Origin of the sequence: Pseudomonas sp. AK181, assembly GCF_051122975.1 — a bacterium.
In the GTDB taxonomy this organism is placed as follows: domain Bacteria; phylum Pseudomonadota; class Gammaproteobacteria; order Pseudomonadales; family Pseudomonadaceae; genus Aquipseudomonas; species Aquipseudomonas lactis.
The window spans coordinates 4882003-4905377 of sequence record NZ_CP146348.1 but is presented as its reverse complement, the minus strand read 5'-3'; the positions used below and the strand labels follow the sequence as shown (position 1 = coordinate 4905377).

Sequence of the window (23375 nt, the reverse complement as noted above, 5' to 3'; positions counted from 1 at the left end):
CCAGTGAACAACAATTACAGGGTCAGGAAGCCGTCGTAGAGCCCATAGGCCGCCACCAGGGCGCCAATGACCACTGCGGCGAAAATCAGCTTCTCGACGGGGGTGAAAATCGGTTTGCCCAGTTCACGCTTGGCCTTGGCGAACAGGATCGCGCCGGGGGCGTAGAGCAGGGCGGAGAGCAGCAGGTATTTGGTGCCGCCGGCATACAGCAGCCAGATCGCATAGATCAGGGCGATGGCGCCGATGAACAGGTCTTTCTTGCGCTCTTTGAGGGCGTTCTCGTAGGTCTCGCCGCGTACCGCCAGCAGCAGGGCGTAGGCCGCCGACCACAGGTAAGGCACCAGGATCATCGAGGTGGCGAGGTAGATCAGCGACAGGTAAGTGCTGGCGGAAAACAGCGTGATCACCAGGAATATCTGCACCATTGCGTTGGTCAGCCACAGCGCGTTGACCGGCACATGGTTGGCGTTTTCCTTGCGCAGGAACTCCGGCATGGTGTGGTCTTTGGCGGCGGCGAACATGATCTCCGCACATAGCAGCACCCAAGACAGCAGCGCGCCAAGCAGCGAGATGATCAAGCCCACGCTGATCAGCACCGCGCCCCAGTGGCCCACCACATGCTCCAGCACGGCGGCCATCGACGGGTTCTGCAGCTTGGCCAGTTCCGGTTGGGTCATGATTCCCAGGGACAGCACGTTCACCAGCATCAGGAACAGCAGCACGGTGATAAAGCCGATCACGGTGGCCTTGCCCACGTCGCTGCGTTTTTCGGCCCGGGACGAGAAGATGCTCGCGCCTTCGATGCCGATAAACACCCACACGGTGACCAGCATCATGTTGCGCACCTGGTTCATCACACTGCCCAGGTCAGGGTTTTTCACGCCCCAGATGTCAGCGGTGAAGATGTCCAGCTTGAACGCGAACAGGGCGATGAGCACGAACAGCAGCAGCGGCACCACCTTGGCGACGGTGGTCACCAGGTTGATGAACGCGGCTTCCTTGATTCCGCGCAGCACCAGGAAATGCACGGCCCACAACAGCACTGACGCAGCGATCACCGCCGTCGGCGTGTTGCCTTCGCCAAAGACTGGGAAAAAGTAGCCCAGGGTGCTGAACAGCAATACGAAGTAGCCGACGTTGCCCAGCCAGGCGCTGATCCAATAACCCCAGGCGGATGAAAAGCCCATGTAGTCGCCGAAACCGGCCTTGGCGTAGGCGTATACCCCGCCGTCGAGGTCGGGTTTGCGGTTGGCGAGGGTCTGGAACACGAAGGCGAGGGTCAACATGCCGATGGCGGTAATCACCCAGCCAATCAACACCGCACCGACATCGGCGCTGGCGGCCATGTTTTGCGGCAATGAAAAGATGCCGCCGCCAATCATCGAGCCGACGACAAGTGCGACCAGGGCGCCTAATCGAAGTTTTCCGGGAGTTTCAGACATTGCATGACTCCAATGCAGGAGAAGAGAGACCACAGAATAATTCCGTGCGCTAATCAAACAGCTGACTCAGATCACTTCATTGGCACATTCCATTGTGAATTAACGACTTAGGGTGAGATTTTGTGGGCGAAGAAATCCCGCAAAGGCGCTTGCTAGAGCGCTATCTGCTTTGTGGTTAATCATTTGGTCGAGGGCATGGGTGTTGACGCTAGTTCTTATTTGCGAATGTGCAAATTTTTTGTACGTTGTTTGACTATCGCTTCATAATTGACGTATTTAAATTCTAAATAAGCCTAAACTTCCGGCCTTTACATATCCTTATGTTATGACAACGTCATTAATTTGAATTACTTGTGTGCGCAGTTGTCGCCCAACCGTTTATTTTGAGGAACCTGCATGTCCCAACCCGCCCAGAAACTTCGGCTCAGTGCCCTGATCGCCCTGGTGGTGGGCTCGATGATTGGCGGCGGCATCTTTTCATTGCCGCAGAACATGGCCGCCCGTGCCGAGGTGGGCGCCATACTGATCGGCTGGGCAATCACCGCTATCGGCATGCTGACCTTGGCCTTTGTGTTTCAGACGTTGGCGAACCGTAAGCCCGAACTGGATTCCGGGGTGTATGCCTACGCCAAGGCGGGTTTCGGCGACTACATGGGCTTTTCATCCGCCTGGGGTTACTGGATCAGTGCGTGGATGGGCAACGTCGGTTATTTCGTCTTGCTGTTCAGCACCCTGGGCTACTTTTTTCCGGCGTTCGGCCAGGGCAATACCCCGCTGGCCATCGGCTGCGCGTCGCTGTTGCTGTGGGCGGTGCATTTTCTGGTGATGCGCGGGATCAAAGAGGCCGCGTTCATCAATCAGGTAACGACGGTGGCGAAGATCGTGCCGCTGCTGATGTTTATCGTGATCGCTGCGGTTGCATTCAAGGCGGATATCTTCACCCGCGATATCTGGGGCCTGGGTAACCCGCAGATGGGCAGCGTGGTCGAGCAGGTGCGTCACATGATGCTGGTCACGGTGTTTGTCTTTATCGGCATCGAAGGCGCCAGTGTGTACTCGGCACGGGCACAGAAACGCTCGGACGTGGGGCGCGCCACGGTGATTGGCTTCGTGGGCGTGCTGGCCTTGCTGGTGCTGGTGAACGTGCTGTCACTGGGCATCATGAGCCAGCCGGAACTGGCGCAGTTGCAGAACCCGTCCCTGGCGGGGGTGTTGGAGCATATCGTCGGGCCTTGGGGCGCGGTATTGATCAGCCTCGGCCTGGCGGTTTCGCTGCTCGGGGCGTTGCTCTCCTGGGCCTTGCTGTGCGCGGAAATCCTCTATGCCACCGCCCAGGACAAGACCATGCCGGCCTTCCTGAAGAAGGAAAACGCCAATCAGGTGCCGGTCAATGCCTTATGGCTGACCAACGTGATGATCCAGGCATTCCTGGTGATCACGCTGTTTTCAGCCAGCACCTACACCACCCTGATCTACCTGGCGTCGTCGATGATCCTGGTGCCTTATTTGTGGTCGGCGGCCTATGCGGTGCTATTGAGCGCGCGCGGCGAAACCTATACCGGCTGGCAGCGCCGGCGCATGAAAGACCTGCTGGTGGGGCTGGTTGCTCTCGGCTACGCGATCTGGCTGCTGTACGCGGGGGGCTTGAAGTACTTGCTGCTGTCGGCGTTGCTGTACGCACCGGGCGTGATCCTGTTTGCCCTGGCCAAGCGCGAGCAGGGCCAGCCCTTGTTTACCACCGTGGAAAAAGGCATTTTCAGCGGCGTGATCGCGGGCGCCGGGTTGGCCGCGTATGGGCTGTACAGCGGGGTATTGTCACTGTGAGATTGGCGTATCAACCGCCCTACGATTGGGCGGCGATGCTGGGGTTCTTATCGGTGCGAGCGATTACCGGCTTGGAAACCGTGGTCGCCGGCGTGTATCGACGCAGCATCAGTGTGGCGGGGATACATGGCTGGATCAGCGTCGAACGGGGGGCGGGGGATTGGCTGGAGGTGACGGTCGACTTTCCCGAGCCTGGCGCCATGCCTGAGATCGAGCGGCGCTTGCGCAGGATGTTTGATCTGGATGCCGTGCCTTTGTTAATCAACGCGCAATTGGCGCAGGACCCCCTGATGGCGCAACTGGTTGCGGCCCGCCCTGGCCTGCGGTTGCCTGGCACCTGGGATGGGTTGGAACTGGCGATGCGTGCAGTGCTGGGCCAGCAGATCACCGTGGTGGCGGCGATTCGTCTGGCGGGCAAGTTGGTGGCGCAGTATGGCCAGGCGGTGCAAACCCCGCATGCTGGTATCACCCACCTGTTTCCGACACCTGAAGTGCTGGCGGCGGCGGACCTGGCCACCCTGGGCATGCCCAAGGCGCGGGGGCGTACCTTGTCTGGTGTGGCCCAGGCGCTGTTGGATGATCCTCAGCTTTTCGAACCCAAGGCCAGTCTCAAGGAGGGCGTTGCACGGTTAGTGGCGTTGCAGGGGATCGGAGAGTGGACCGCGCAGTACATCGCCATGCGCCAGTTGCGCGAGGCGGATGCGTTTGCGCCGGGGGATATCGGGCTGATCAACGCTTTGGCGGCCTTGGAGGGTGGGCCGGTGTCGGCGCGGCAGTTATTGGCGCGGGCCGAGGCGTGGCGACCGTTGAGGGCGTATGCGGCGCAGCATTTGTGGACGTCGTTGAACCGCGGGGATTGATGGCGACGGTGATGGCCCCATCGCGGGCAAGCCCGGCTCCCACAGTGGACCGCGTTGTCTGATCCTGTGGGAGCTGGCTTGCCTGCGATAGCGGTGCCCGGATCACCATTGAGGCCGGTGCGAGCCCAGTTCCACCGCCGGCAAATCCCACTGTAACGGCGTGCCACTGATGCTCAGTGGCGCCAGTAGCCGATGGGCCTGGCCCCAGGCTGTTTGCTCCACCACCAGGCCTTGGTCATTAATGTCTTCCTCGCGCAATGCCGCTTGCTGTGCCACTGGCCCGGCCTCCACCAGCAACTTCGCCGTACGCGCCAACGACAAGCGCGCCGATCCGCCGCGTCCGGATTTCAGCCGCTCGGCCAACGCCCGGATCGCACTGGCGGCCATCAAATAGCCGGTGGCGTGATCCAGCGCCTGCACCGGTAGCGGCATTGGTTTATCCATCTGTTTCCAGGCCATGCCGGCCTCGGCAATCCCGCTGCTCATCTGCACCAGGCTGTCAAAGCCACGACGATTACGCCAAGGGCCGCTCCAGCCGTAGGCGTTGAGGCTGACATCGATCAGGCCGGGGGCGATGTGTTGCCGCTCGCCAAGGGTGTAACCCAGTTGCTCCAGGGCATCGGCGCGGTAGCCGTGGAACAGGATGTCGGCGTCCTTGAGCAACGCTTCGAACACCTGTCGGCCTTCCCGGCTCTTTAAATCAAGGCGGGCGCAGCGTTTGCCGAGGGTCATTTCCGGCACCACCCCAGGTTCGTTCCAAGTGGGCGAGTCGATGCGCAGTACGTCGGCACCTAAGCCGGCGAGGAAACGACTGGCCACCGGGCCGGCCAGTACGCGGGTCAAATCCAGCACCTTGATGCCGGCCAGTGGGCGCGCCGCGGAACCGAGCCAGGGTTTGTCGATGCCGGGTTCGAAGACCTGGCGCTGGATCAACGCCTCGGCGTTTACTGCCAAGCCTTGGGGATGCTGCTGCCAGGCTTGCCAGCTACGCATCTGCGCCGCACAACCGCCCGCATCGACCACCGCCTGTTCCAGTTCGGCGGCTTTCCAGGTTGCGACTTTGCTCGCCATGGCTGCGCGATCAGCGGCAGGTCCCAATACCCGCTCGGCCGCTGCACGATGATGGGGCGCGTTGGTGTGCAAGCGGATCCAGCCATCGACGCTGGCGTAATCACCCGCTACCGGGTCCCACAAAGGCGGCACTTGCCAACCCACGGGGCGAATCGACGAGGAGAACCACAACGAGGCCAGGCGCCGATCCACACTGACGCTGGGCAGGCGCCCGGTTTGTTGCTCAATCAACTGGGCGACGGCCTGGCCGGCGGCGCCGATGCTGGCGGCTGCCAGGTCAGTGACGGCGAAGGTCGAGGGCAGGGCACCGGCCTGGGTCTGGGGCAGTGGGGCGTGCGGTAAAGCGAGCGCGGCTTGGATGGGAGTCAGCAGGTCAGTCATCAAAGGCCCTCCGTAAGAGAAGGGCCACTATAGAAGATCATCCCACCGGTGTGGCAACCCCAGGGATCAAGGGCAGTTCGATGCTGGCGATAAAACCGCCCTCGGGATGGTTGGCCAGGATCAGGTTGCCGCCATGGCGCTCGGCGGCGCGACGGGCGATGGCCAGGCCCAGGCCATGGCCTTGGGCGGTTTGGCCGGGCGCACGGTAGAACGGCTCGCCCAATTGGCTCAGGTGCTCGGCTTCAACGCCGGGGCCATGGTCGCGTACGCTGATCAGAATGCGCCCGCCTTGATGCTGGGCCTGCAATTCAATCGGTTGGCCAGCCGGGTTGAAGCGCTGGGCATTGCGCAGCAGGTTATCCACGGCGCGTTCGATCATGGTCGGCCAGCCTTTGAGCTGCAAATCATTGGCCGTCGTCAGTTGCACCACTTGCTCGGGGGCACTGAGTTGGGCGTCCTTTTGCAGCGTTTTAAGCAACGGGTTGAGGTCGATGTCTTCGGCGCTGGCGTTGTCGGCGTCGACCCGTGCCAATACCAAAATTTCGCTGATCAAGGCTTCCAGGCGATCGCATTCGCGGGTCAGGCGTGGCCAGAGTTTTTCCCGTTCTTCGGGGCTGGCGCGTTCGGCCAGGGCCAGGGCGATACGCAAGCGCGCCAGGGGTGAGCGCAGTTCGTGGGAGACGTCGCGCAGCAACTGGCGCTGGCTGCCGATCAGGCTTTGCAGGCGCGCGCCCATGCGGTTGAAGTCGTTGGCCAGCACGCCGAATTCATCACGCCTGTTGGCCAGTTGCGCCAGGCTGTTCTGTTGATAGGTGGTTTGCCCCAGGTCATGCACCGCGCCGCGCAGACGGCTGAGCGGGCGGGTGATGGACAGGGTCACCAGCAGGCTGAACAGGGTCAGCACCACCAGGGTAATCGCCAATGCACTGAGGGGCCACAGCAGGCTGCTGCGGTGCCAGGCGTCCAGCTCGGGGTGAGGAATACGGTAGATCAGCAGGTAGGTATCGCCGGTTTTGGCGCTGGTGTACTCGGCGGTCAGGCGTCGCCAGGGCAGGTGGCCGTCCTGGCTGTCGTTCTGCCGGGCTTCGAAGGCGGCGGCGCGGCGCGGGAAGGTGCCGCGTACCACCGGGTCGCCGCTTTCGTTAAGCACTTGCACGTCGATGTGGTACTGGCGTTTGCGCTGCTGCAACAAGTCCTGGGCGGCGTCTTCGCCCTGGGTTTCGTAGAGCTGCGTCCACTCCTGGGCCAGGTTGTTGAGGCCAGGGTGGCGGCTGAGAATCCAGGCGTCCTGGTTGAGCATGTGCCCAAGCAGGATCGATAACCCGGCAACCAGGGCGATGGCCAGCCAGAAACTCGCCAGGATACGCCAGAACAATGAACGCACAGGAAACCCTCAAACAGGAAAAGCCCAGCGGCGTGAACCACTGGGCTGGGGGTGAAGCTAGGCCATTATTGCGCTTTTTGCGCTTGCTGGGCTTTCCAGGCCTGGAACTCTTTCCATTCGGCGCGGCGCTCGGCTTGCTTCTTGACGATATCGTCGTACTTCTTCTGCTGGTCGGGCTTGAGCACGGCGCGAATATCGGCCTGGGTTTTCTGCTTGCCGGCGGCGATTTCGTCCTGCATGGCCTTCTGGTCAGCGGCCGGGAGTTTGTCCAGGTACTTTTGGGTCAGGTCTTTGCGGGCGTGCCATTGGTCACCCATCAGCTTGCGGATCTGCTCGCGCTGTTCCTTGCTCAAGTCCAGCTGGCTGAACGGGCCGCCTTTGCCACGCGGGCCGTGTTCACCGTGGCCTGGGCCACCCATCATGCGGCTTTCAGGCCCACCCATCGGGCCTGGGCCTTCTGGCATTGCCATGGCAACGGTGGGCAGGGCGGTGGCGAACATCAAAGCGATAAGGGTCTTGCGCATGGTGTATCTCCTGTCTCTATTCCGGTGAGTCCGGATGTGAGTAGGTTACGCAGAGCAAGGTCAGCGGCGGTCAGGGGAGGGTAAAGCTTCGGTAAAGACGGGTTTGATAAGCACTGACAAAACCCTTGAAGGTGATGAAATCAATGGTGGGAGCTGGCTTGCCTGCGATAGCGGTGTGTCAGTCACCTTATGCTAACTGGCCCACCGCTATCGCAGGCAAGCCAGCTCCCACAGGGTTAAGCGTGATGTTTAGAGGCTGTAGTAGTAACCACGACTACGCAACGCCACAATCCGTGGTCGGCCATCAGGATGCGGGCCGATCTTTTTGCGCAGGTTGCTGACGTGCATGTCCAGGCTGCGGTCATACAGGGTCAGCTTGCGGCCCAGGGCGATCTGCGCCAGTTCCTGTTTGTCCAGGGGCTCGCCGGGTTGACGCAGCAGCGCTTCAAGCAGGCGGCTTTCGGAGACGGTGAGGGCGAACTCCTGTTCATCGATGCTGACCACGCCGCGCACCGGGCTGAAGCACAGGTCGCCCAGTTCCAGCTGCGTAGATACCGCGGCCGGGTGACTGCGGCGTAATACGGCGCGTAGGCGCGCCGTCAGCTCGCGGGGGTCACAGGGCTTGGCCAGGTAGTCGTCGGCGCCCAGTTCCAGGCCGAGGATGCGGTCCAGGGGTTCGCCCCGGGCCGAGAGCATCAGCACCGGCAGCTCCGGGTGGTCGTTGCGCAATTGCTTGAGCAGCTCCAGGCCGCTGCCGTCGGGCAGCATCACGTCGAGCACGACGGCCGCAGGCGCAGTGTCGGCCAAGGCTTTACGGGCGCTCAAGCCGTCGTGGCAGGCGCGCACCTGGAAACCTTCCTGGCTCAGCCAACTGGTCAGCAGCTCACAGAGCTCCTGGTCATCATCTATCAGTAACAGCTCGCTCATGACTCACTCAATTTAGCCATTGTCGGCGGCGAAGGCCCCACCGGTGACGCCGTGAGCCATTAGGAGTACGCCGATACGATTAGGTTCGACGCAGCCGGGCTCAAGGCAAGACTTGCTTGAACGGCTTGATCACCACATCGGTGTAGACGCCTGCTGCAACGTAAGGGTCTGCCTTGGCCCAGGCCTCGGCGTCGGCCAGGGAGGCGAACTCGGCCACGATCAGGCTGCCGGTGAAACCGGCGTCGCCCGGGTCGTTGCTGTCGACGGCAGGGTGCGGGCCGGCCAGTACGATGCGGCCTTCGGCCTGCAGCTGTTTGAGGCGTTCAACGTGGGCCGGGCGTACGCTCAGGCGTTTTTCCAGCGAGTTGGCAACGTCGGTGGCAATGATGGCGTAGAGCATGTCAGTCCTCGGTTTTTGGTGTGGTAGCAGCGGTGTCATGCAAATGGCGCGACAGGTAGATACCTTGGCCGATCAAAAACAACACGGTCATGCCCAGGCTGCCGAACACTTTGAAGTCGACCCAGTAGTCCTGGAAGGTAAACGCCACGAACAGGTTGGCGGCGCCGCAGAACAGGAAAAACACGATCCAGGCCACGTTCAGGCGTACCCACACCGGCTCCGGCAAGGTCAGCGCATGGCCCATGATCCGCTTGATCAGCAGGCGGTCACCAATGAAGTGGCTGCCGATGAACACCAGGGCGAACAGCCAGTTCACCACCGGGGCTTTCCATTTAAGGAAGGTTTCGCTGTGGAAGGCCAGGGTCAGGCCACCGAAGACCAGGCAGGCGATAAGGGTGAGCCACTGGCTTTTTTCCAGCTTGCGCTGGGAGATGAAGATGGCGCCGTAGACCACGATGGAGCTGACGATCAGTACGGCCGTGGCGCTGTAGATGCCCCCGAACGATAGCTCGTGGCCGGCTATTTCGATGACCCTGGGGTCGAGTTTGGTAACGATGAAAAACAGCAACAGCGGGATGAAGTCGATGAATTGTTTCACAGTAAGAGCCAGAAGCTGGATGTGGCGGCATAATAACAAACATCCTTGGTTGCGATAGCGCCAGCTGACTTGAGGTTACACACTCCCGTGAATGTTGATTTGCACTGCCACAGCACGGCCTCCGACGGCGCCCTGGCGCCCGCGGTACTGGTTGCGCGTGCGTTTGAAAAAGGCGTGCGAGTTTTGGCATTGACCGACCACGACACCCTCGAAGGCCTCGATGAAGCCCGCCAGGCCGCGCATTCCCTGGGCATGCAGCTGGTCAATGGCGTGGAATTGTCCTGCACCTGGGGCGGCGCCACCATCCATGTGCTGGGCTACGGTTTTGATCAAAAGGCCCCACCCTTGGTGGCGGCGATTGCCCAATTGCACGATGGCCGCTGGCTGCGGTCCGAAGAAATAAGCCGCAAGCTCAGCCTTAAAGGCATGCCGGGTGCCCTAGACGGCGCCCGGGCAATCCAGCAAGAGCTGGGCGACAGCGGCAACGCACCGGCCCGTCCGCACTTTGCCGACTGGATGGTGCGTGAAGGCTATGTGAAGGATCGCGCCGAAGCCTTTCGCAAATGGCTGGGCGCCGGCAAGTTGGGCGATGTGAAGCTGCACTGGCCGACCCTGGAAGACACCGTCCAGACCCTGCGGGACTCCGGGGCCTGGGTCAGCCTGGCGCACCCCTGGCATTACGATTTCACCCGCAGCAAGCGCCGCAAGCTGATCAGCGACTATATTGGAGCGGGTGGCCACGCCATCGAGGTGGTCAACGGGCATCAACCCGCCGAACAGGTCGGCAGCCTGGCGATCCTTGCCCGCGAATTTGGTCTGCTGGTCAGTGCCGGCAGTGATTTTCATGGCCCAGGCGGCTGGTCCGAGATTGGCGAGTATCGCCAGGTCCCGGAAGATCTGCCGCTGTTGTGGGGGCGATTCAAGCATGACCCCATTATTGCCACCGTCTGAACAGGTAGAGTACGTGAGCCAATTCTTCCAGATTCATCCGGAAAACCCTCAGGCGCGCCTGATCAAGCAGGCCGTGGAAATCATCCGTGCCGGTGGGGTAGTCATCTACCCGACGGATTCTTCCTATGCCATTGGCTGCCAGATCGGCGACAAGGGCGCGGTCGAGCGCGTAAGACGCTTGCGCCAGCTGGACGACAAGCACAACTTTGCGCTGATCTGCAGCGACTTGTCCCAGCTCGGGCTGTTCGCCAAGGTCGACACCGGCACCTTCCGCCTGCTCAAGGCCCACACGCCAGGGCCCTACACGTTCATCCTCAACGCCACCCGCGAAGTGCCGCGTCTGTTGCTGCACCCCAAGAAGCGCACCATCGGCCTGCGCGTGCCGGAACACCCGATCGCCCTGGCGCTGCTGGCCGAGTTGGGCGAACCGCTGATGAGCGTGTCGTTGATCCTGCCCGGCGAAACCGAGCCGTTGTACGACCCTTACGAAATGCGCCGTTTGCTGGAAAAACACGTCGACCTGATCATCGACGGCGGCTACGGCGGCAACAAGGCCTCCACGGTGATCAACCTGGCCGACGGCGAGCCAGAAGTAGTGCGTGTGGGTTGTGGCGACCCGGCTCCGTTCATGGTCGAGGCCTGAATGTCGGCCGTGGAAACCGCTGATCCCCAGGCCGGCGCCCAGCAGGAACTGCCGTTTGCTATGGTGTACGGCCAGGCGGTCATGGAAATGCCCCTGGACCTGTACATCCCGCCGGACGCCCTGGAGGTATTCCTTGAAGCCTTCGAAGGCCCGCTGGACTTGCTGCTGTACCTGATCCGCAAGCAGAACATCAACATCCTCGACATCCCGGTGGCGGAAATCACCCGCCAGTACATGGGCTATGTCGAGCTGATGCAGTCGGTGCGCCTGGAGCTGGCTGCCGAGTACCTGGTGATGGCGGCCATGCTTGCCGAGATCAAGTCGCGCATGCTGCTGCCGCGCTCGGAGACGGTGGAAGCCGAAGAGGATGACCCACGCGCTGAGCTGATCCGCCGCCTGCAAGAGTACGAACGCTTCAAGGCTGCCGCCGAAGGCATCGACGGCCTGAGCCGTGTGGGCCGTGATGTGGTGGTGCCCAAGCTCGACGCCCCCGAGGCGCGCGCGCGCAAGTTGCTGCCAGACGTGAGCCTGGAAGAATTGCTGATGTCCATGGCCGAGGTGCTACGCCGTGGCGATATGTTTGAGAGCCACCAGGTCAGCCGTGAAGCGCTGTCTACCCGCGAGCGCATGAGCGATGTGCTGGAGCGCCTCAAGGGCGGTGGGTTTGTGCCCTTTGTCGAGTTGTTCACCGCCGAAGAAGGGCGCCTGGGCGTGGTGGTGACCTTTATGGCGATCCTTGAGCTGGTCAAGGAGTCCTTGGTCGAGCTGGTGCAGAATGAGCCTTTTGCGGCTATCCACGTGCGGGCGCGAGCCGAATAACGAGCTGAATTGATGAATCTGACTGAACCCCGCGAACTGGCCCCTTTGCTGGAGGCCTTTCTCCTGGCCTCGGGTAAACCGCAATCTTTGGAGCGCCTGTTCGAGCTTTTTGAAGAAGCCGAACGCCCGGAGCCACCGGTCTTCAAGAAGGCCTTGGAGATCCTGCGCAAGTCCTGCGAGGGCCGTGCCTTTGAACTGCGCGAAGTGGCGTCGGGTTACCGCCTGCAGATCCGTGAGAAGTTTTCGCCGTGGGTCGGGCGGTTGTGGGAAGAGCGCCCGCAGCGCTATTCCCGGGCGATGCTGGAGACCATGGCGCTGATCGCCTATCGCCAGCCCATCACCCGCGGCGAGATCGAAGACGTGCGTGGCGTGGCGGTCAACAGCCATATCGTCAAGACCCTGCTGGAGCGCGAGTGGATCCGTATCGTCGGCTACCGCGACGTGCCGGGCAAACCGGCGATGTTCGCCACCACCAAGGTGTTCCTCGATCATTTCAACCTGAAAAACCTCGACGATTTGCCACCCCTCGCCGAGCTGCGGGAAATGGAAGCCGAGCCGGTGCTCGACTTCGACGACGCGCCGGTGCCGCAAAGCCTGCAGGAACTGGCCGACGCCAGCGCCGAGCCGGAGGAGCCCAAGGACGAGACCAGTTTCCATACGCTGTTGCTGGAACTGGACGACATGGAGCAGGGCATCAAGACCGACTTCGATGATTTGCTGCGTGATGGTGCGGCAGAGCCGCAAACCCAGGTGAACGTTGAATCCGAGCCTGAGGTCCAAACCGAGGAAGATATTCTCGGCGTGGCCGAGGCCCGGGAAAAACTCCTGGCCGCTGTTGCTGCTCTTGAACAGCCGCCCCTGAGCGACGAAGAAGACGAAGCTCGGGCGCTGGCTGAAGCCATCGAAAACGAACGCCGCCAATTCGAAGACTGACCGGCTCTGACGTTCACCGCGCAACCCATGTGGGAGCTGGCTTGCCTGCGATGCAGACGCCTCGGTCTTTCAGATGCAAGGAGGTGATGCCATCGCAGGCAAGCCAGCTCCCACAAAGGATCGACCATGAGTGCCATGAAAGACCCGTGCATCAGCATCTGCAAATTCAACGACGACATCTGCGTCGGCTGTGGCCGCAGCAAGCGTGAAATCCGTGCCTGGAAGAAACTCGACAAAGCCGACAAGCGCACGGTTCTGGCCGAAGCCGAGCTGCGATTGCTGGCCCTGGGGGCCACCGGTCGGCGGAAAAGTAAATGAGCTGGGCGTTATCGGCTAGTCTGTGATGCGCAACACGCGCCATGCGCGTATGATTCGCGACCCCTTGCCGACCTATTCGGCCAAGGCCCCGCTTTCAATACCCTCAGGCCACGCCTGAATCGACCCACCGGGAGGTGCTTACGATGAATGACCAAGACCAGAAAGACCAGGAAATCGGCCCAGCAGGCGAGAAACTGCAAAAGGTGCTGGCGCGTATCGGCGTGGGCTCGCGCCGCGACGTCGAAGCCTGGATCACCCAGAAGCGCATCAAGGTCAACGGCGTCGAGGCCACCCTCGGCCAGCGCGTCGACCTGCACGATGCGATCACCATTGATGGCAAGGTCATCAAGCGTGAAGAGGCCGCCGAATCGGTGCGCCGCGTGATCATGTACAACAAGCCCGACGGCGAGATCTGCACCCGTGACGACCCGGAAGGCCGTCCGACCGTGTTCGACAAGATGCCCAAGCCTAAAGAAGGCCGCTGGATCAACATCGGCCGCCTGGACATCAACACCACCGGCTTGCTGATGTTCACCACTGACGGTGAGTTGGCCAACCGCCTGATGCATCCGTCCTACGAGATGGACCGTGAATACGCCGTGCGTGTACGTGGTGAAGTCGATGACGAGATGATCGAACGCCTCAAGGCGGGCGTGGTGCTCGAAGACGGCCCGGCCAAGTTCACCGACATCAAGCAGGCGCCAGGTGGCGAAGGTTTCAACCACTGGTACCACTGCGTGGTGATGGAAGGCCGTAACCGTGAAGTGCGTCGCCTGTGGGAGTCCCAGGGCCTGGTGGTCAGCCGCCTCAAGCGCGTGCGTTTTGGCCCGGTGTTCCTGAACTCCGACCTGCCGATGGGCCGCTGGCGCGAAATGAGCCAGTACGAAGTCGATATCCTCAGCGCCGAAGTGGGCCTGACGCCGGTTGCCATGCCGCAGATGAACGCCAAGAGCAAAGACAAGCTTGAGCGTATGCAGCGTAAATCGTCGCGCCCGGTGCCACGTACCGAACGTGTTGCCCGCACCCTGCGCCCTGCGCTGGATGCACCGGCCACCGGCGGTCGTATCTCGCGTCAACCGCACATTGAAGGCGAGCGCCGCCCCACGGCGCCAGCGCGTCAAGAAGGTGAGCGTGCGCCACGTACGCCGCGTCCTGCCCCGGCGGGTGGTCGCAGCAACCGTGGTGAATCGGATCGCCCGGCCGACAACGCCAGCACCAAGCGTCCAGCCAAGCCAGCGGCGAACAAGCGCCCTGGCCCGAAACTGGTCGCGGACGAGCCGTCGGGCAAGCGCCGTGGCGCACCGGCCGGTTCCGGCCAGCGCCCTGGTTTTGGTCGCAAGAAGCCGCAGTGATGCGTTAAGCGCTGCACAAAAACGCCAACCCTAGGGTTGGCGTTTTTTTCGACCTGAATTTGAAATGCAACCCACTGTGGGAGCTGGCTTGCCTGCGATAGCGGTGGGTCAGTCACCTTTATGCTAACTGACCCACCGCTATCGCGGGCAAGCCCGGCTCCCACAGGGGGCTCTACACGTCTGACGGTCTTTTAAAAGGCAAAGGCGCCATCAAACACCGGCTTGTCATCCAGCGCCAACACCCCACTGGCGAAGATCAGGTCCAGGTGATGGCTGCCCTTCTGCCCGCCACCCAAGCCCAGGTGCAACCCGCAATGGCGCTCTTCAAACCCGGCATTGCGCGCATACAGGTCCTTGACCCCTTCATTGGTGCCAATCCCCAATTCCTCTACGCGACGGTTGGACGGGTTGGCATTCAGGTATTTGTTGAAGTCATCCGCCAGCCCCGGCACATCACTGGCCACGCTGCAAACGGTGGAGTTTTCGATCCATAACTCCAGCGGCGATTGCAGCACGCCGTATTTGCGCGCAAAGGGGATGGTGCTGAGGAAGGTGCCGACAAACCGCACCTGGCCGTTGATGGCTTCGCTGTGGGTGGCGATTTCGCCGGGGGCCAGGTCGTGGTTGCCGACGCCGTTGATATTGGTCCACTTCTTGATGCTGCTCATCGGCGCTTCCAGGCGCGAACCGTGTTTGTCGGTAAAGCTCAGCACGTGGGCCTGGGCCATGCGCCGGATCAGCGTGGCGTTGAGGTCGGCGATGCGTTGGGGCTCGACGCTGAAGGTGTCGTAGAAATAGTCGCCGTAATCCTTGAACAGCAGGGATTTTTTCCAATGCTCGGCCATCACGCCTTGCAGGGCGCGGATAAAGTCCGGGCCTTCGGCGCGTGGGTTGGGCAGCGTGGAGGAGTCGTAGAGAAACAGGTACAGGTCGCAGGTTTGAATGGCCTGGGCCAGGGTGTCGCTGGGCGCCAGGTCCAGGCGTTGCAGTTGGAAGTTGAAGCGGGCGGCGCTGCCGTGGGTGATCGCCTGGGCGATGGCGTCATAGCGCGCGGTATGGCCCAGCAACACGGTGGGGCGGCTCAGGCCGTTGAGGGCCGGGTGGTGCGCAAGGTAGTAGAGAAAGTGTTCGACGGCGCGGGCCTTGTCCATGACGGGTGTCCTTCTGTGCCTTGGGTAAGGGGGCAGGCGCCGTGCACAGCGCCTGCCGGATGCCTGCCGGTTTTTAGAAAGGCCACATCGCGGTGCCAAAAGGCACAACGGCATCGGCTTGCATCATTTCAACGGCGGCCTCATGGGTCGGCGCTTCAAACCAATCGTCGAGTTGCAGTTCGGTTTCCAGGTCGTTTTCCAGTGCTTGCATGGTGTATCTCCTAGAGGACGTTGATTGAGAACGGCTCACCCACGGGCTTCGCGGGCAAGTGCAAAGAACCTAGAAGAGAGTGTTTCGAAATGCAAAAAATTTATTGACACGGTTTCATTTGGATTTTTTCTTCTGTTTTTTGGCGGATTTTTTTATTCAGGCAAAACAGTGAATTGGCTGAAGCGATTCTTCAGAGGTTGCCTACCGACAGAATTCCGTTGAGGGCTGCCGAAGTCTGGTTGTAACGCAGATTTTCCGGGGTGTAACGACAGCTTTACGCAAATGTCCTGGCTTTGTTGGGGGTTGCGCTGATGTAAGCATTAGCTGACAGAATCGCCTGTGCACTTTCCCGGTGCGTGCCGAAGCTGTCGAGCGGTGTACAATGCGCCGCGTTTTACTGTGACGCCCCTTGCGTACCCACGCAAAAGGCCAAGACCTCAGGGTTTGATCCCCCTGATCACTCCGCCTGGCCACGAGCCGGACGGGTTCGATTTCGTCACAGATAAAAACAAACAGGTGACGCATGACCATTAGAAAGACGCTGTACTCCTGGTGCCTGCGCTGGGGTTTGAGCGGCGCTGCTTGAGTCGGTAATTCACGGCAGCAACCTGCATTCAACTCTTCAAACCTTGCGTGAGACCCTTTTCATGAGTGGACCCCATTCTTCTTCAGGCGAGCTGAAACGCGGCCTGAAAAACCGGCATATCCAGTTGATCGCCCTCGGTGGCGCCATCGGCACCGGCCTGTTCCTGGGCTCGGCCGGGGTGCTCAAATCCGCCGGCCCGTCGATGATCCTGGGCTATGCCATCTGCGGCTTTATCGCCTTCATGATCATGCGCCAGCTTGGCGAAATGATTGTCGAGGAGCCGGTTGCCGGCTCTTTCAGCCACTTTGCCCACAAGTACTGGGGCGGTTTCGCCGGCTTCCTGTCGGGCTGGAACTGCTGGATTCTGTACATCCTGGTGGGTATGTCGGAGCTGACGGCCGTCGGCAAATACGTGCACTACTGGTGGCCGGAGATTCCGACCTGGGTCTCGGCGGCGGCGTTCTTCGTGCTGATCAACGCGATCAACCTGGCCAACGTCAAAGTCTTCGGTGAGGCCGAGTTCTGGTTTGCCATCATCAAGGTGGTGGCGATCGTCGGCATGATTGCCCTGGGCAGCTATCTGCTGGTCAGCGGCAGCGGCGGCCCGCAAGCCTCGGTCAGCAACCTGTGGGAGCATGGTGGTTTCTTCCCCCATGGCGTCGGCGGCTTGGTGATGGCCATGGCGATCATCATGTTCTCCTTCGGCGGCCTGGAAATGCTCGGCTTTACCGCTGCCGAAGCCGACCAGCCACGTACCGTGATCCCCAAGGCGATCAATCAGGTGATCTACCGCATCCTGATTTTCTACATCGGTGCCTTGGTGGTACTGCTGTCGCTCACCCCATGGGACAGCCTCTTGGCGACCCTCAACGCCTCCGGCGATGCCTACAGCGGTAGCCCGTTCGTGCAGGTGTTCTCGATGCTCGGCAGTAACACGGCCGCGCATATCCTCAACTTCGTGGTGCTGACGGCCGCGCTGTCGGTGTACAACAGCGGCACCTACTGCAACAGCCGCATGCTCTTGGGCATGGCCGAGCAGGGCGACGCGCCCAAGGCGCTGGCGAAGATCGACAAGCGCGGCGTACCGGTGCGTTCGATCCTGGCCTCGGCGGCGATCACCCTGGTGGCGGTGTTGATGAACTACCTGATGCCCCATGACGCGCTGGAACTGCTGATGTCGCTGGTGGTGGCCACGTTGGTGATCAACTGGGCGATGATCAGCTTCTCTCACTTCAAGTTCCGCCAGCACATGAACCGCATCGGCCAGGTGCCGCTGTTCAAGGCGCTGTGGTACCCGTATGGCAACATCATCTGTGTAGCGTTCGTGGTGTTTATCCTGGGCACCATGTTGATGATTCCGGGCATTGACCGCTCGGTGTACGCGATCCCGGTGTGGGTGGCGTTCATGGGCGTTTGTTATTGGGTCAAGAACAAGCGGGCGCAGCAGTCCGTCGCAGTCCAAGCCTTGACGGTGAAGTAAGGCCATATACTGCGCTAAATGTGGGAGCGGGCTTGTGTGGGAGCTGGCTTGCCTGCGATAGCATCACCGCGGAGTACCTGTTACACCTCGGTGCCTGCATCGCGGGCAAGCCCGACTCCCACACAAGCCCGCTCCCACATGTTTGACCGCGCTCGGCTTGAGGGGGCGTATCTCTAACTCTCCTAACAAGGCTCGCGCTTTCCATGCTGGTGATTTCCAACAACGTACATTTGCCCGATGCCGAGATCGAGCTGACCGCCATTCGTGCCCAAGGTGCCGGTGGGCAGAACGTCAATAAAGTGTCGAGTGCGGTGCACCTGCGGTTTGATATCCCGGCGTCGTCGTTGCCGGAGTTTTACAAGGAGCGCCTGCTGGCGCTGCGTGACAGCCGGATCACCAGCGAAGGCGTGCTGGTGCTCAAGGCTCAGCAATATCGAACCCAGGAACAGAACCGCGCCGATGCACTGGAGCGCCTGGTGGAGTTGATCCAGAGCGCCACCAAGGTCGAGAAAAAGCGCCGTCCGACCAAGCCTACCCTGGGCTCGAAGAAACGCCGCCTGGAGTCCAAGACCAAGCGTGGCAGCATCAAGGCCGGGCGCGGCAAGGTCGACTTCTAGGCGTCGCGTGTTTCGCGGGCCTTGGGCGCCTGGCGGTACAAGTAGACGCTCAGCAGCAAACCGGCGAAAGCGGCGAGGGCGGCGAACAGGAAGATCGAGGCAAAGCCAAAACCTGCCGCCACGGCGCCCGCCAGTGGCCCGGTGATGCCCAGGGACAAGTCGATAAACAGCGAATAGGCGCCTACCGCCGAGCCACGGCTGGAAGCCGGCACCAGGTTGACCGCCTCTACCCCCAACGCTGGGAACACCAGGGAAAAGCCGAAACCGCTCAACGCCGCACCCGCTAACGCCAGCTGGGCATCCGGCGCCAGCCACAGCAACAGCAGGCCCAGCACTTCCACCGACAGGCAGGCGATGGCGACGCGAAACCCGCCAATGCGGTTGATCAAATTACCAAACAGCAAGCGCGCGCCGATAAAGCTGGCACCGAACAGGCTCAAGGCCCACACCGCGTTATCCCAGTGCTGGGTGCTGTAATACAGCGTGATAAAGGTGGCGATGGTGCCAAAGCCGATAGAGCCCAATGCCAGCGCGCAACCATGGGGGAGTACGCGGCCCAGCACATTCATGAACGGCAAACGGATGCCGGGGACAATCGGCGCGGCTTGTTTTTTCCAGGCCAACAACACACCCAGTACGGCCAACAGAATGATGCTGACGCCCATGCTCCACAGTCCCAACTGGCTGACCAGCAGCACCCCCAACGGCGCGCCGACCGCCAGCGCGCCGTAGCTGGCGATGCCGTTCCAGGAAATGACCTTGGCCGTGTTCGCTGCGCCGACGCGGCCAATGCCCCAGCCAATCGCGCCCGAACCCACCAGGCTTTCAGCGCTGCCCAGCACCAGCCGCCCGATCAGCAGGCAGCCGAGGCTGAAGGCCGGCAGGCTGGAAAACCACGCTGCCAGCAACATGAACACGCCGCTCAAACCGCAGCCCACCAGGCCGATCAGCACGGCGCGCTTGCTGCCCAGGTTGTCGATGATCTTGCCGGCATAGGGGCGGCTCAGCAGGGTTGCCAGGTATTGCACGCTGATTACCAGCCCGGCGATGACGGCGCCATAGCCCAGTTGGCTATGTACATAACCGGGCAATACGGCCAGGGGGATGCCGATATTCAGGTAGCCGATGAAGGTAAACAGCACGATGGAAACAACTTGCAGCGTGACCGCCATGGGGCGCTGGGTATCTGGCATGGGAGAGATCCACTGTCGCAGCAGGTAAAGATAGGCTGCTAATGATACCGGCGCGCAGGCCGGGCAGGGCGGCAAAAATGCAAAACGTCAGATCTAAAGCCGATCAAGCTTGGGCGGGGGCCAGCAATTGGGTGGTCACCAGGGCCGCCAGGGCGTTTTCCTGAGTGCCAAAGCGCTTGAGCAGTGCCGCTTGCTTGTCGGCACTGAGACGGTTCCAGACTTCGACCATCTGCAAGGCAGCGTCGAGTACAGCGGCATCCGGCGTGTCGGAAGGGGAAGTGGTCATAAGGAAGGTCTCGGATGATTCAGGCAGTGTGGAAAGCGCTCAAAGGCGCGCTTTCCACACGGTCTGGTACGGCTTCAGTCCCGGCTTTCGCGCTCGACTGGTTTTGCTTCTTTGGCCTCAGGCTGCTTGTCGCTGGCCTGCTGCGGTGTTGGCTGCTCAGTTGGGTGCAGGCTTGGGAAGGGGAGATTAGGTATCTCGTGCATCGTGGTCGCTCCTCGCAAGGTCTGTTTTTTCAATCGCAGGTGATTCCGCGCTCTCAAAAAGCCTTGGCAGGATACAGCACCGTAAATGACAAAAAGACTTTTATCTGCGCAGATGCACAATTTTTAATGGTTCAGGCGCAAGTGACATGAGGTCACACCCCTAGAACGGCACCTTGCCCAGGATCATGTCGCGGTACATCACAAAGTCCCCCAGCAAGCTGTAAAACGGGTGCTGAAAGGTGGCGGGGCGGTTCTTTTCGAAGAAGAAGTGGCCTATCCAGGCAAAGCTGTAGCCCGCGAGCGGCAAGGCCAGCAGCAGGATCAATGAGCCTCTGCCGATGGCATAGGCGAGAATGCCGATCACCAGGGTGGTGCCGATAAAGTGCAGGCGTCGACAGGTGCTGTTGCCATGCTCGGCCAGGTAGTACGGGTAGAACTCGGCAAAACTGTTGAATTTCTTGATGTTTTCCACGGTCACCGGCCCTCTGGTTGTTGTGCCGCCAACGGGTGCGCGGCGGGGAGCTTATTTGAGTCTAGAGTGAACAGTGCTAACAGCCAGTGACAATAGATGCCACTTTAGTATCCTTGGCTTCCTGGCTGCCGTTTGAGCCTGCTTTCAATAAGAAGACGCCATGAGCGAACGAACAACTTCTGCAAGCTGGGCGATGGGCATCGTCAAGGCGCTGGAAATGGATGGCCTGGATTGCAGGGCCTTGTTCAAGCAGCTGGGCCTGGATTATGCGTCCCTCACTGACCCCGATGCGCGCTTCCCGCAAGACGCCATGACCCGCCTGTGGCAGCGTGCGGTAGAGGTGTCGGGCAACCCGGCGATTGGCTTGAACATGGGCAAGGTGGTGCGGCCTGCCTCGTTTCATGTTGCCGGTTATGCGTTGATGTCCAGCAACACCCTGGCCGAAGGCTTTATGCGCTTGGTGCGTTACCAGCGCATCATCGCCGAAAGCGCTGACTTGAGTTTCCGACTTTTACCCGAAGGCTATGCGTTGATTCTGACAGTGCATGGCGATCACCTGCCGCCCACCCGTCAAAGCGCCGAGGCCTCGCTGGCCAGCGCTTTGGCCCTGTGCGGCTGGCTTACCGGGCGCACTCTGCAACCGCGCAAAGTGCTGCTGCAAGGCGACCAGCCGGCGGACCTCGCGCCCTACCAACACGCCTTCCACGCGCCTTTGCAATTCAATGCACCTTATGACGCACTGATTTTCGAGCAGGCCGACATGGAGGCGCCGCTGCCCACAGCCAATGAAGCCATGGCGCTGTTGCATGATCGCTTTGCCGGTGAATACCTGGCGCGTTTTTCCGAAAGCCGCGTGACCCACAAGGCGCGTCAGGTGCTGTGCCGCCTGCTGCCCCAGGGCGAACCCAAGCGCGAAGCGGTGGCCCAGACGTTGCATCTGTCTCAGCGCACCTTGCAGCGGCGGCTGCAGGAGGAGGGCACCAGCTTCCAGGCCTTGCTCGATGACACCCGGCGCGAACTGGCCGAGCAGTACCTGGCACAACCCAACATGACCCTGCTGGAAATCGCCTACCTGTTGGGCTTTGCCGACCCGAGTAATTTTTTCCGCGCCTTTCGCCGCTGGTTCGATGCCACGCCCGGCGAATACCGGGCGCGGTTGCAGCAAATGTCGACCGTCAGTGACGCCAGAACGCCGGAATGCACAACACAAACACGGTGATGATCTCCAGGCGTCCCAGCAACATGCCCAGGGACAGGATCCACTTGGCGGCATCCGGCAGGGTGGCGAAATTGCCGGCCGGGCCGATGGTTTCGCCCAGGCCGGGGCCCACGCCGGATACGGTACTGGCGGCGCCGGTCAATGCGGTCATCCAGTCCACGCCCAGCAGTGACAAGGCCAGGGCGATCATGCAGATGGTGATGGCGAAGAAAAACGAAAAAGTCAGAATCGAGCGCACGATTTCTTCATCGAGGCGATGGCCGTTGTACTTCTGCTTGATCACCGCGCGCGGGTGGCTCAACTGATTCAAGTTGGCCTTGAGCAGGATATAGGCCACCTGGAAACGGAAGATTTTGATACCGCCTGCGGTGGAGCCCGAGCAGCCGCCGATAAAGCCCAGGTAGAAGAACAACATCAGTGAGAAGTTGCCCCACAGGCTGTAATCCCCCAGTGCGAAGCCGGTGGTGGTCACCACCGATGTCACGTTCAGCGCCACATGGCGCAAGGCATCGAGCCAATGCAGGTTGGTGGTCCACCAGTACCAGGTGCCGAGTACCAGCCAGGTCACCAGCAACAGGCCGAGCAAGCCTTGCACTTGCTGGTCCTTGATCAGCGCCCGACGGTTGCCGCGCAAGGTGGCCACGTACAGGGCGAACGGCAAGCTGCCGAGGATCATCACCACCACCGCGACCCAGTGCACCGCTGGTTGTTTCCAATGGGCCAGGGACTCGTCCGAGGTGGAAAACCCGCCGGTGGAGATCGCCGACATAGCATGGTTGATCGCATCGAACACGCCCATCCCGGCCCACCAGAATGCCAGGCTGCCGAAGATGGTGATGCCCACATACGCCGCCACGATCAAGCGCGCCACCATATGCGAGCGAGGCATGACCTTTTCCGAGCGGTCCGAAGATTCGGTCTGGAACAGGCGCATGCCACCAATGCGCAGCAGCGGCAGGATCGCCACCGCCATGCCGATAAAGCCGATACCGCCGAGCCAGTGCAGCAGCGAACGCCACATCAAAATGCCTGGCGACATGCTGTCCAGGCCGCTCAACACGGTGGAGCCGGTGGCGGTGATGCCGGACATGCTTTCAAAGAACGAGTCGGTGTAGCTGATGTGCTGGGTCAACAAAAAGGGCAGGGCGGCGAAGATGCACACCACCACCCAGCTGCTGACCGTCAGCAGGTACATGTCCCTGGGGCGCAGGTGCACATGCTCGGGGCGACCTGGGATGACCAGCGCCAACCCGGCGATAAAGGTGATCAGGCTGGCCCACAGGAACGAGGGCAGGTCGCTGGTGCGTTCGAAGATCACCAGGGTCGCCATCGGGATCACCATGGCGACCGCAAGGGTGATCAGGAAGATGCCGATGATGAAACCGATGATGCGCAGGGTCGGCAACGCCATGAAGTTCGCTCGGGTGATTGGGCAGAGGCGCCATTCTACCTGCGGTGCAGGTCTTGTAAACCAAGGGCTGCCGGTTGATGGAGAACCTCTGTGGGAGCTGGCTTGCCAGCCGGCGGATA

General features: G+C 61.2%; 25 protein-coding genes. 12 read left to right on the top strand and 13 right to left on the bottom strand.

The features are described from left to right. Positions 1-14: 14 nt before the first annotated feature. Positions 15-1442 carry an arginine-ornithine antiporter gene (gene arcD / locus V8689_RS22490; RefSeq protein ID WP_032895542.1) on the bottom strand — a complete coding sequence of 476 codons (1428 nt, stop codon included), beginning with the start codon at positions 1440-1442 and terminating at the stop codon, positions 15-17. A 396-nt stretch (positions 1443-1838) separates the two neighbouring features. Here arcD (V8689_RS22490) and arcD (V8689_RS22485) point away from each other — a divergent pair, with 396 nt between their 5' ends. Further along, positions 1839-3266 carry an arginine-ornithine antiporter gene (arcD, locus tag V8689_RS22485; RefSeq protein WP_056791422.1) on the top strand — a complete coding sequence of 476 codons (1428 nt, stop codon included), beginning with the start codon at positions 1839-1841 and terminating at the stop codon, positions 3264-3266. Beyond that, positions 3263-4126: a DNA-3-methyladenine glycosylase family protein gene (locus tag V8689_RS22480; RefSeq protein ID WP_056791424.1), complete on the top strand. Its 864-nt coding sequence runs from the start codon at positions 3263-3265 to the stop codon at positions 4124-4126. Before arcD (V8689_RS22485) ends, V8689_RS22480 begins: the two co-directional genes overlap by 4 nt. Positions 4127-4228: 102 nt before the next feature. Here the strand turns inward: V8689_RS22480 and V8689_RS22475 are convergent, their stop codons facing one another. From V8689_RS22475 to V8689_RS22450, 6 genes are all read right to left on the bottom strand, one after another. After that, positions 4229-5578 (bottom strand): CoA transferase, encoded by a 1350-nt coding sequence (locus V8689_RS22475; protein ID WP_056791426.1) that lies wholly within the window; start codon positions 5576-5578, stop codon positions 4229-4231. Positions 5579-5615: 37 nt separating this feature from the next. Then, positions 5616-6962: a sensor histidine kinase gene (locus tag V8689_RS22470; RefSeq protein WP_056791429.1), complete on the bottom strand. Its 1347-nt coding sequence runs from the start codon at positions 6960-6962 to the stop codon at positions 5616-5618. 65 nt (positions 6963-7027) lie between these two features. Then, on the bottom strand, positions 7028-7486 hold the full coding sequence (locus V8689_RS22465; RefSeq protein WP_032895550.1) for an LTXXQ domain protein: 459 nt from the start codon (positions 7484-7486) through the stop codon (positions 7028-7030). 249 nt (positions 7487-7735) lie between these two features. Next, a complete protein-coding gene (locus V8689_RS22460) occupies positions 7736-8413 on the bottom strand; it encodes a response regulator transcription factor (RefSeq protein WP_056791432.1) in 678 nt (225 codons plus the stop codon). 100 nt (positions 8414-8513) lie between these two features. Next, complete coding sequence (locus V8689_RS22455) at positions 8514-8813, bottom strand: YciI family protein (RefSeq protein WP_003193801.1); 300 nt, start codon at positions 8811-8813, stop codon at positions 8514-8516. 1 nt (position 8814) lies between these two features. Further along, the gene (locus V8689_RS22450) at positions 8815-9411 is read right to left on the bottom strand and encodes a septation protein A (protein ID WP_044267795.1); all 597 of its coding nucleotides are present in this window, start codon (positions 9409-9411) and stop codon (positions 8815-8817) included. Positions 9412-9498: 87 nt separating this feature from the next. Between V8689_RS22450 and V8689_RS22445 the strand changes: the two genes are divergently transcribed. The 6 genes from V8689_RS22445 (at position 9499) to rluB (ending at position 14427) form a co-directional block, all read left to right on the top strand. Next, positions 9499-10362 carry a PHP domain-containing protein gene (locus V8689_RS22445; RefSeq protein WP_056791434.1) on the top strand — a complete coding sequence of 288 codons (864 nt, stop codon included), beginning with the start codon at positions 9499-9501 and terminating at the stop codon, positions 10360-10362. Positions 10363-10375: 13 nt separating this feature from the next. Further along, the gene (locus V8689_RS22440) at positions 10376-11005 is read left to right on the top strand and encodes an L-threonylcarbamoyladenylate synthase (RefSeq protein WP_003193796.1); all 630 of its coding nucleotides are present in this window, start codon (positions 10376-10378) and stop codon (positions 11003-11005) included. Between the two features lie 120 nt (positions 11006-11125). After that, the gene (locus tag V8689_RS22435; protein ID WP_164365898.1) at positions 11126-11824 is read left to right on the top strand and encodes a segregation and condensation protein A; all 699 of its coding nucleotides are present in this window, start codon (positions 11126-11128) and stop codon (positions 11822-11824) included. A 12-nt stretch (positions 11825-11836) separates the two neighbouring features. Next, a complete protein-coding gene (gene scpB, locus V8689_RS22430; protein WP_056791445.1) occupies positions 11837-12757 on the top strand; it encodes an SMC-Scp complex subunit ScpB in 921 nt (306 codons plus the stop codon). 126 nt (positions 12758-12883) lie between these two features. Continuing rightward, complete coding sequence (locus V8689_RS22425; protein ID WP_034128540.1) at positions 12884-13075, top strand: DUF1289 domain-containing protein; 192 nt, start codon at positions 12884-12886, stop codon at positions 13073-13075. Positions 13076-13218: 143 nt separating this feature from the next. Continuing rightward, positions 13219-14427 carry a 23S rRNA pseudouridine(2605) synthase RluB gene (rluB, locus tag V8689_RS22420; protein ID WP_044267783.1) on the top strand — a complete coding sequence of 403 codons (1209 nt, stop codon included), beginning with the start codon at positions 13219-13221 and terminating at the stop codon, positions 14425-14427. Positions 14428-14618: 191 nt separating this feature from the next. On the opposite strand, the gene V8689_RS22415 is transcribed toward rluB, so the two are convergent. Both V8689_RS22415 and V8689_RS22410 read right to left on the bottom strand, forming a co-directional pair. After that, on the bottom strand, positions 14619-15578 hold the full coding sequence (locus V8689_RS22415) for a hypothetical protein (RefSeq protein WP_056791448.1): 960 nt from the start codon (positions 15576-15578) through the stop codon (positions 14619-14621). A 73-nt stretch (positions 15579-15651) separates the two neighbouring features. Next, positions 15652-15789, bottom strand: a complete 138-nt coding sequence (locus V8689_RS22410) for a hypothetical protein (protein ID WP_003175756.1) — start codon at positions 15787-15789, stop codon at positions 15652-15654. A gap of 647 nt (positions 15790-16436) precedes the next feature. Here V8689_RS22410 and V8689_RS22405 point away from each other — a divergent pair. Next, on the top strand, positions 16437-17855 hold the full coding sequence (locus V8689_RS22405; RefSeq protein ID WP_056791451.1) for an amino acid permease: 1419 nt from the start codon (positions 16437-16439) through the stop codon (positions 17853-17855). Between the two features lie 203 nt (positions 17856-18058). Beyond that, a complete protein-coding gene (arfB, locus tag V8689_RS22400) occupies positions 18059-18472 on the top strand; it encodes an alternative ribosome rescue aminoacyl-tRNA hydrolase ArfB (protein WP_032895560.1) in 414 nt (137 codons plus the stop codon). Here arfB and V8689_RS22395 read toward each other — a convergent pair. Beyond that, the gene (locus tag V8689_RS22395) at positions 18469-19665 is read right to left on the bottom strand and encodes an MFS transporter (RefSeq protein ID WP_047711654.1); all 1197 of its coding nucleotides are present in this window, start codon (positions 19663-19665) and stop codon (positions 18469-18471) included. The two genes, arfB and V8689_RS22395, sit on opposite strands and share 4 nt — an antisense overlap. A 103-nt stretch (positions 19666-19768) precedes the next feature. Then, on the bottom strand, positions 19769-19951 hold the full coding sequence (locus tag V8689_RS22390; RefSeq protein WP_054918213.1) for a hypothetical protein: 183 nt from the start codon (positions 19949-19951) through the stop codon (positions 19769-19771). 14 nt (positions 19952-19965) lie between these two features. On the opposite strand from V8689_RS22390, the gene V8689_RS22385 reads away from it, so the two are divergent. Next, positions 19966-20304, top strand: coding sequence for a hypothetical protein (locus V8689_RS22385; RefSeq protein WP_056791456.1), 339 nt, complete (start codon positions 19966-19968; stop codon positions 20302-20304). Between the two features lie 10 nt (positions 20305-20314). Here V8689_RS22385 and V8689_RS22380 read toward each other — a convergent pair whose 3' ends face one another. After that, positions 20315-20626, bottom strand: a complete 312-nt coding sequence (locus tag V8689_RS22380) for a DUF962 domain-containing protein (protein ID WP_056791649.1) — start codon at positions 20624-20626, stop codon at positions 20315-20317. A gap of 160 nt (positions 20627-20786) precedes the next feature. On the opposite strand from V8689_RS22380, the gene V8689_RS22375 reads away from it, so the two are divergent. After that, positions 20787-21845, top strand: coding sequence for an AraC family transcriptional regulator (locus V8689_RS22375; RefSeq protein ID WP_003193782.1), 1059 nt, complete (start codon positions 20787-20789; stop codon positions 21843-21845). Here V8689_RS22375 and V8689_RS22370 read toward each other — a convergent pair. After that, positions 21802-23256, bottom strand: a complete 1455-nt coding sequence (locus tag V8689_RS22370) for a TrkH family potassium uptake protein (RefSeq protein WP_434520631.1) — start codon at positions 23254-23256, stop codon at positions 21802-21804. The genes V8689_RS22375 and V8689_RS22370 overlap by 44 nt on opposite strands. Positions 23257-23375: the final 119 nt, after the last annotated feature.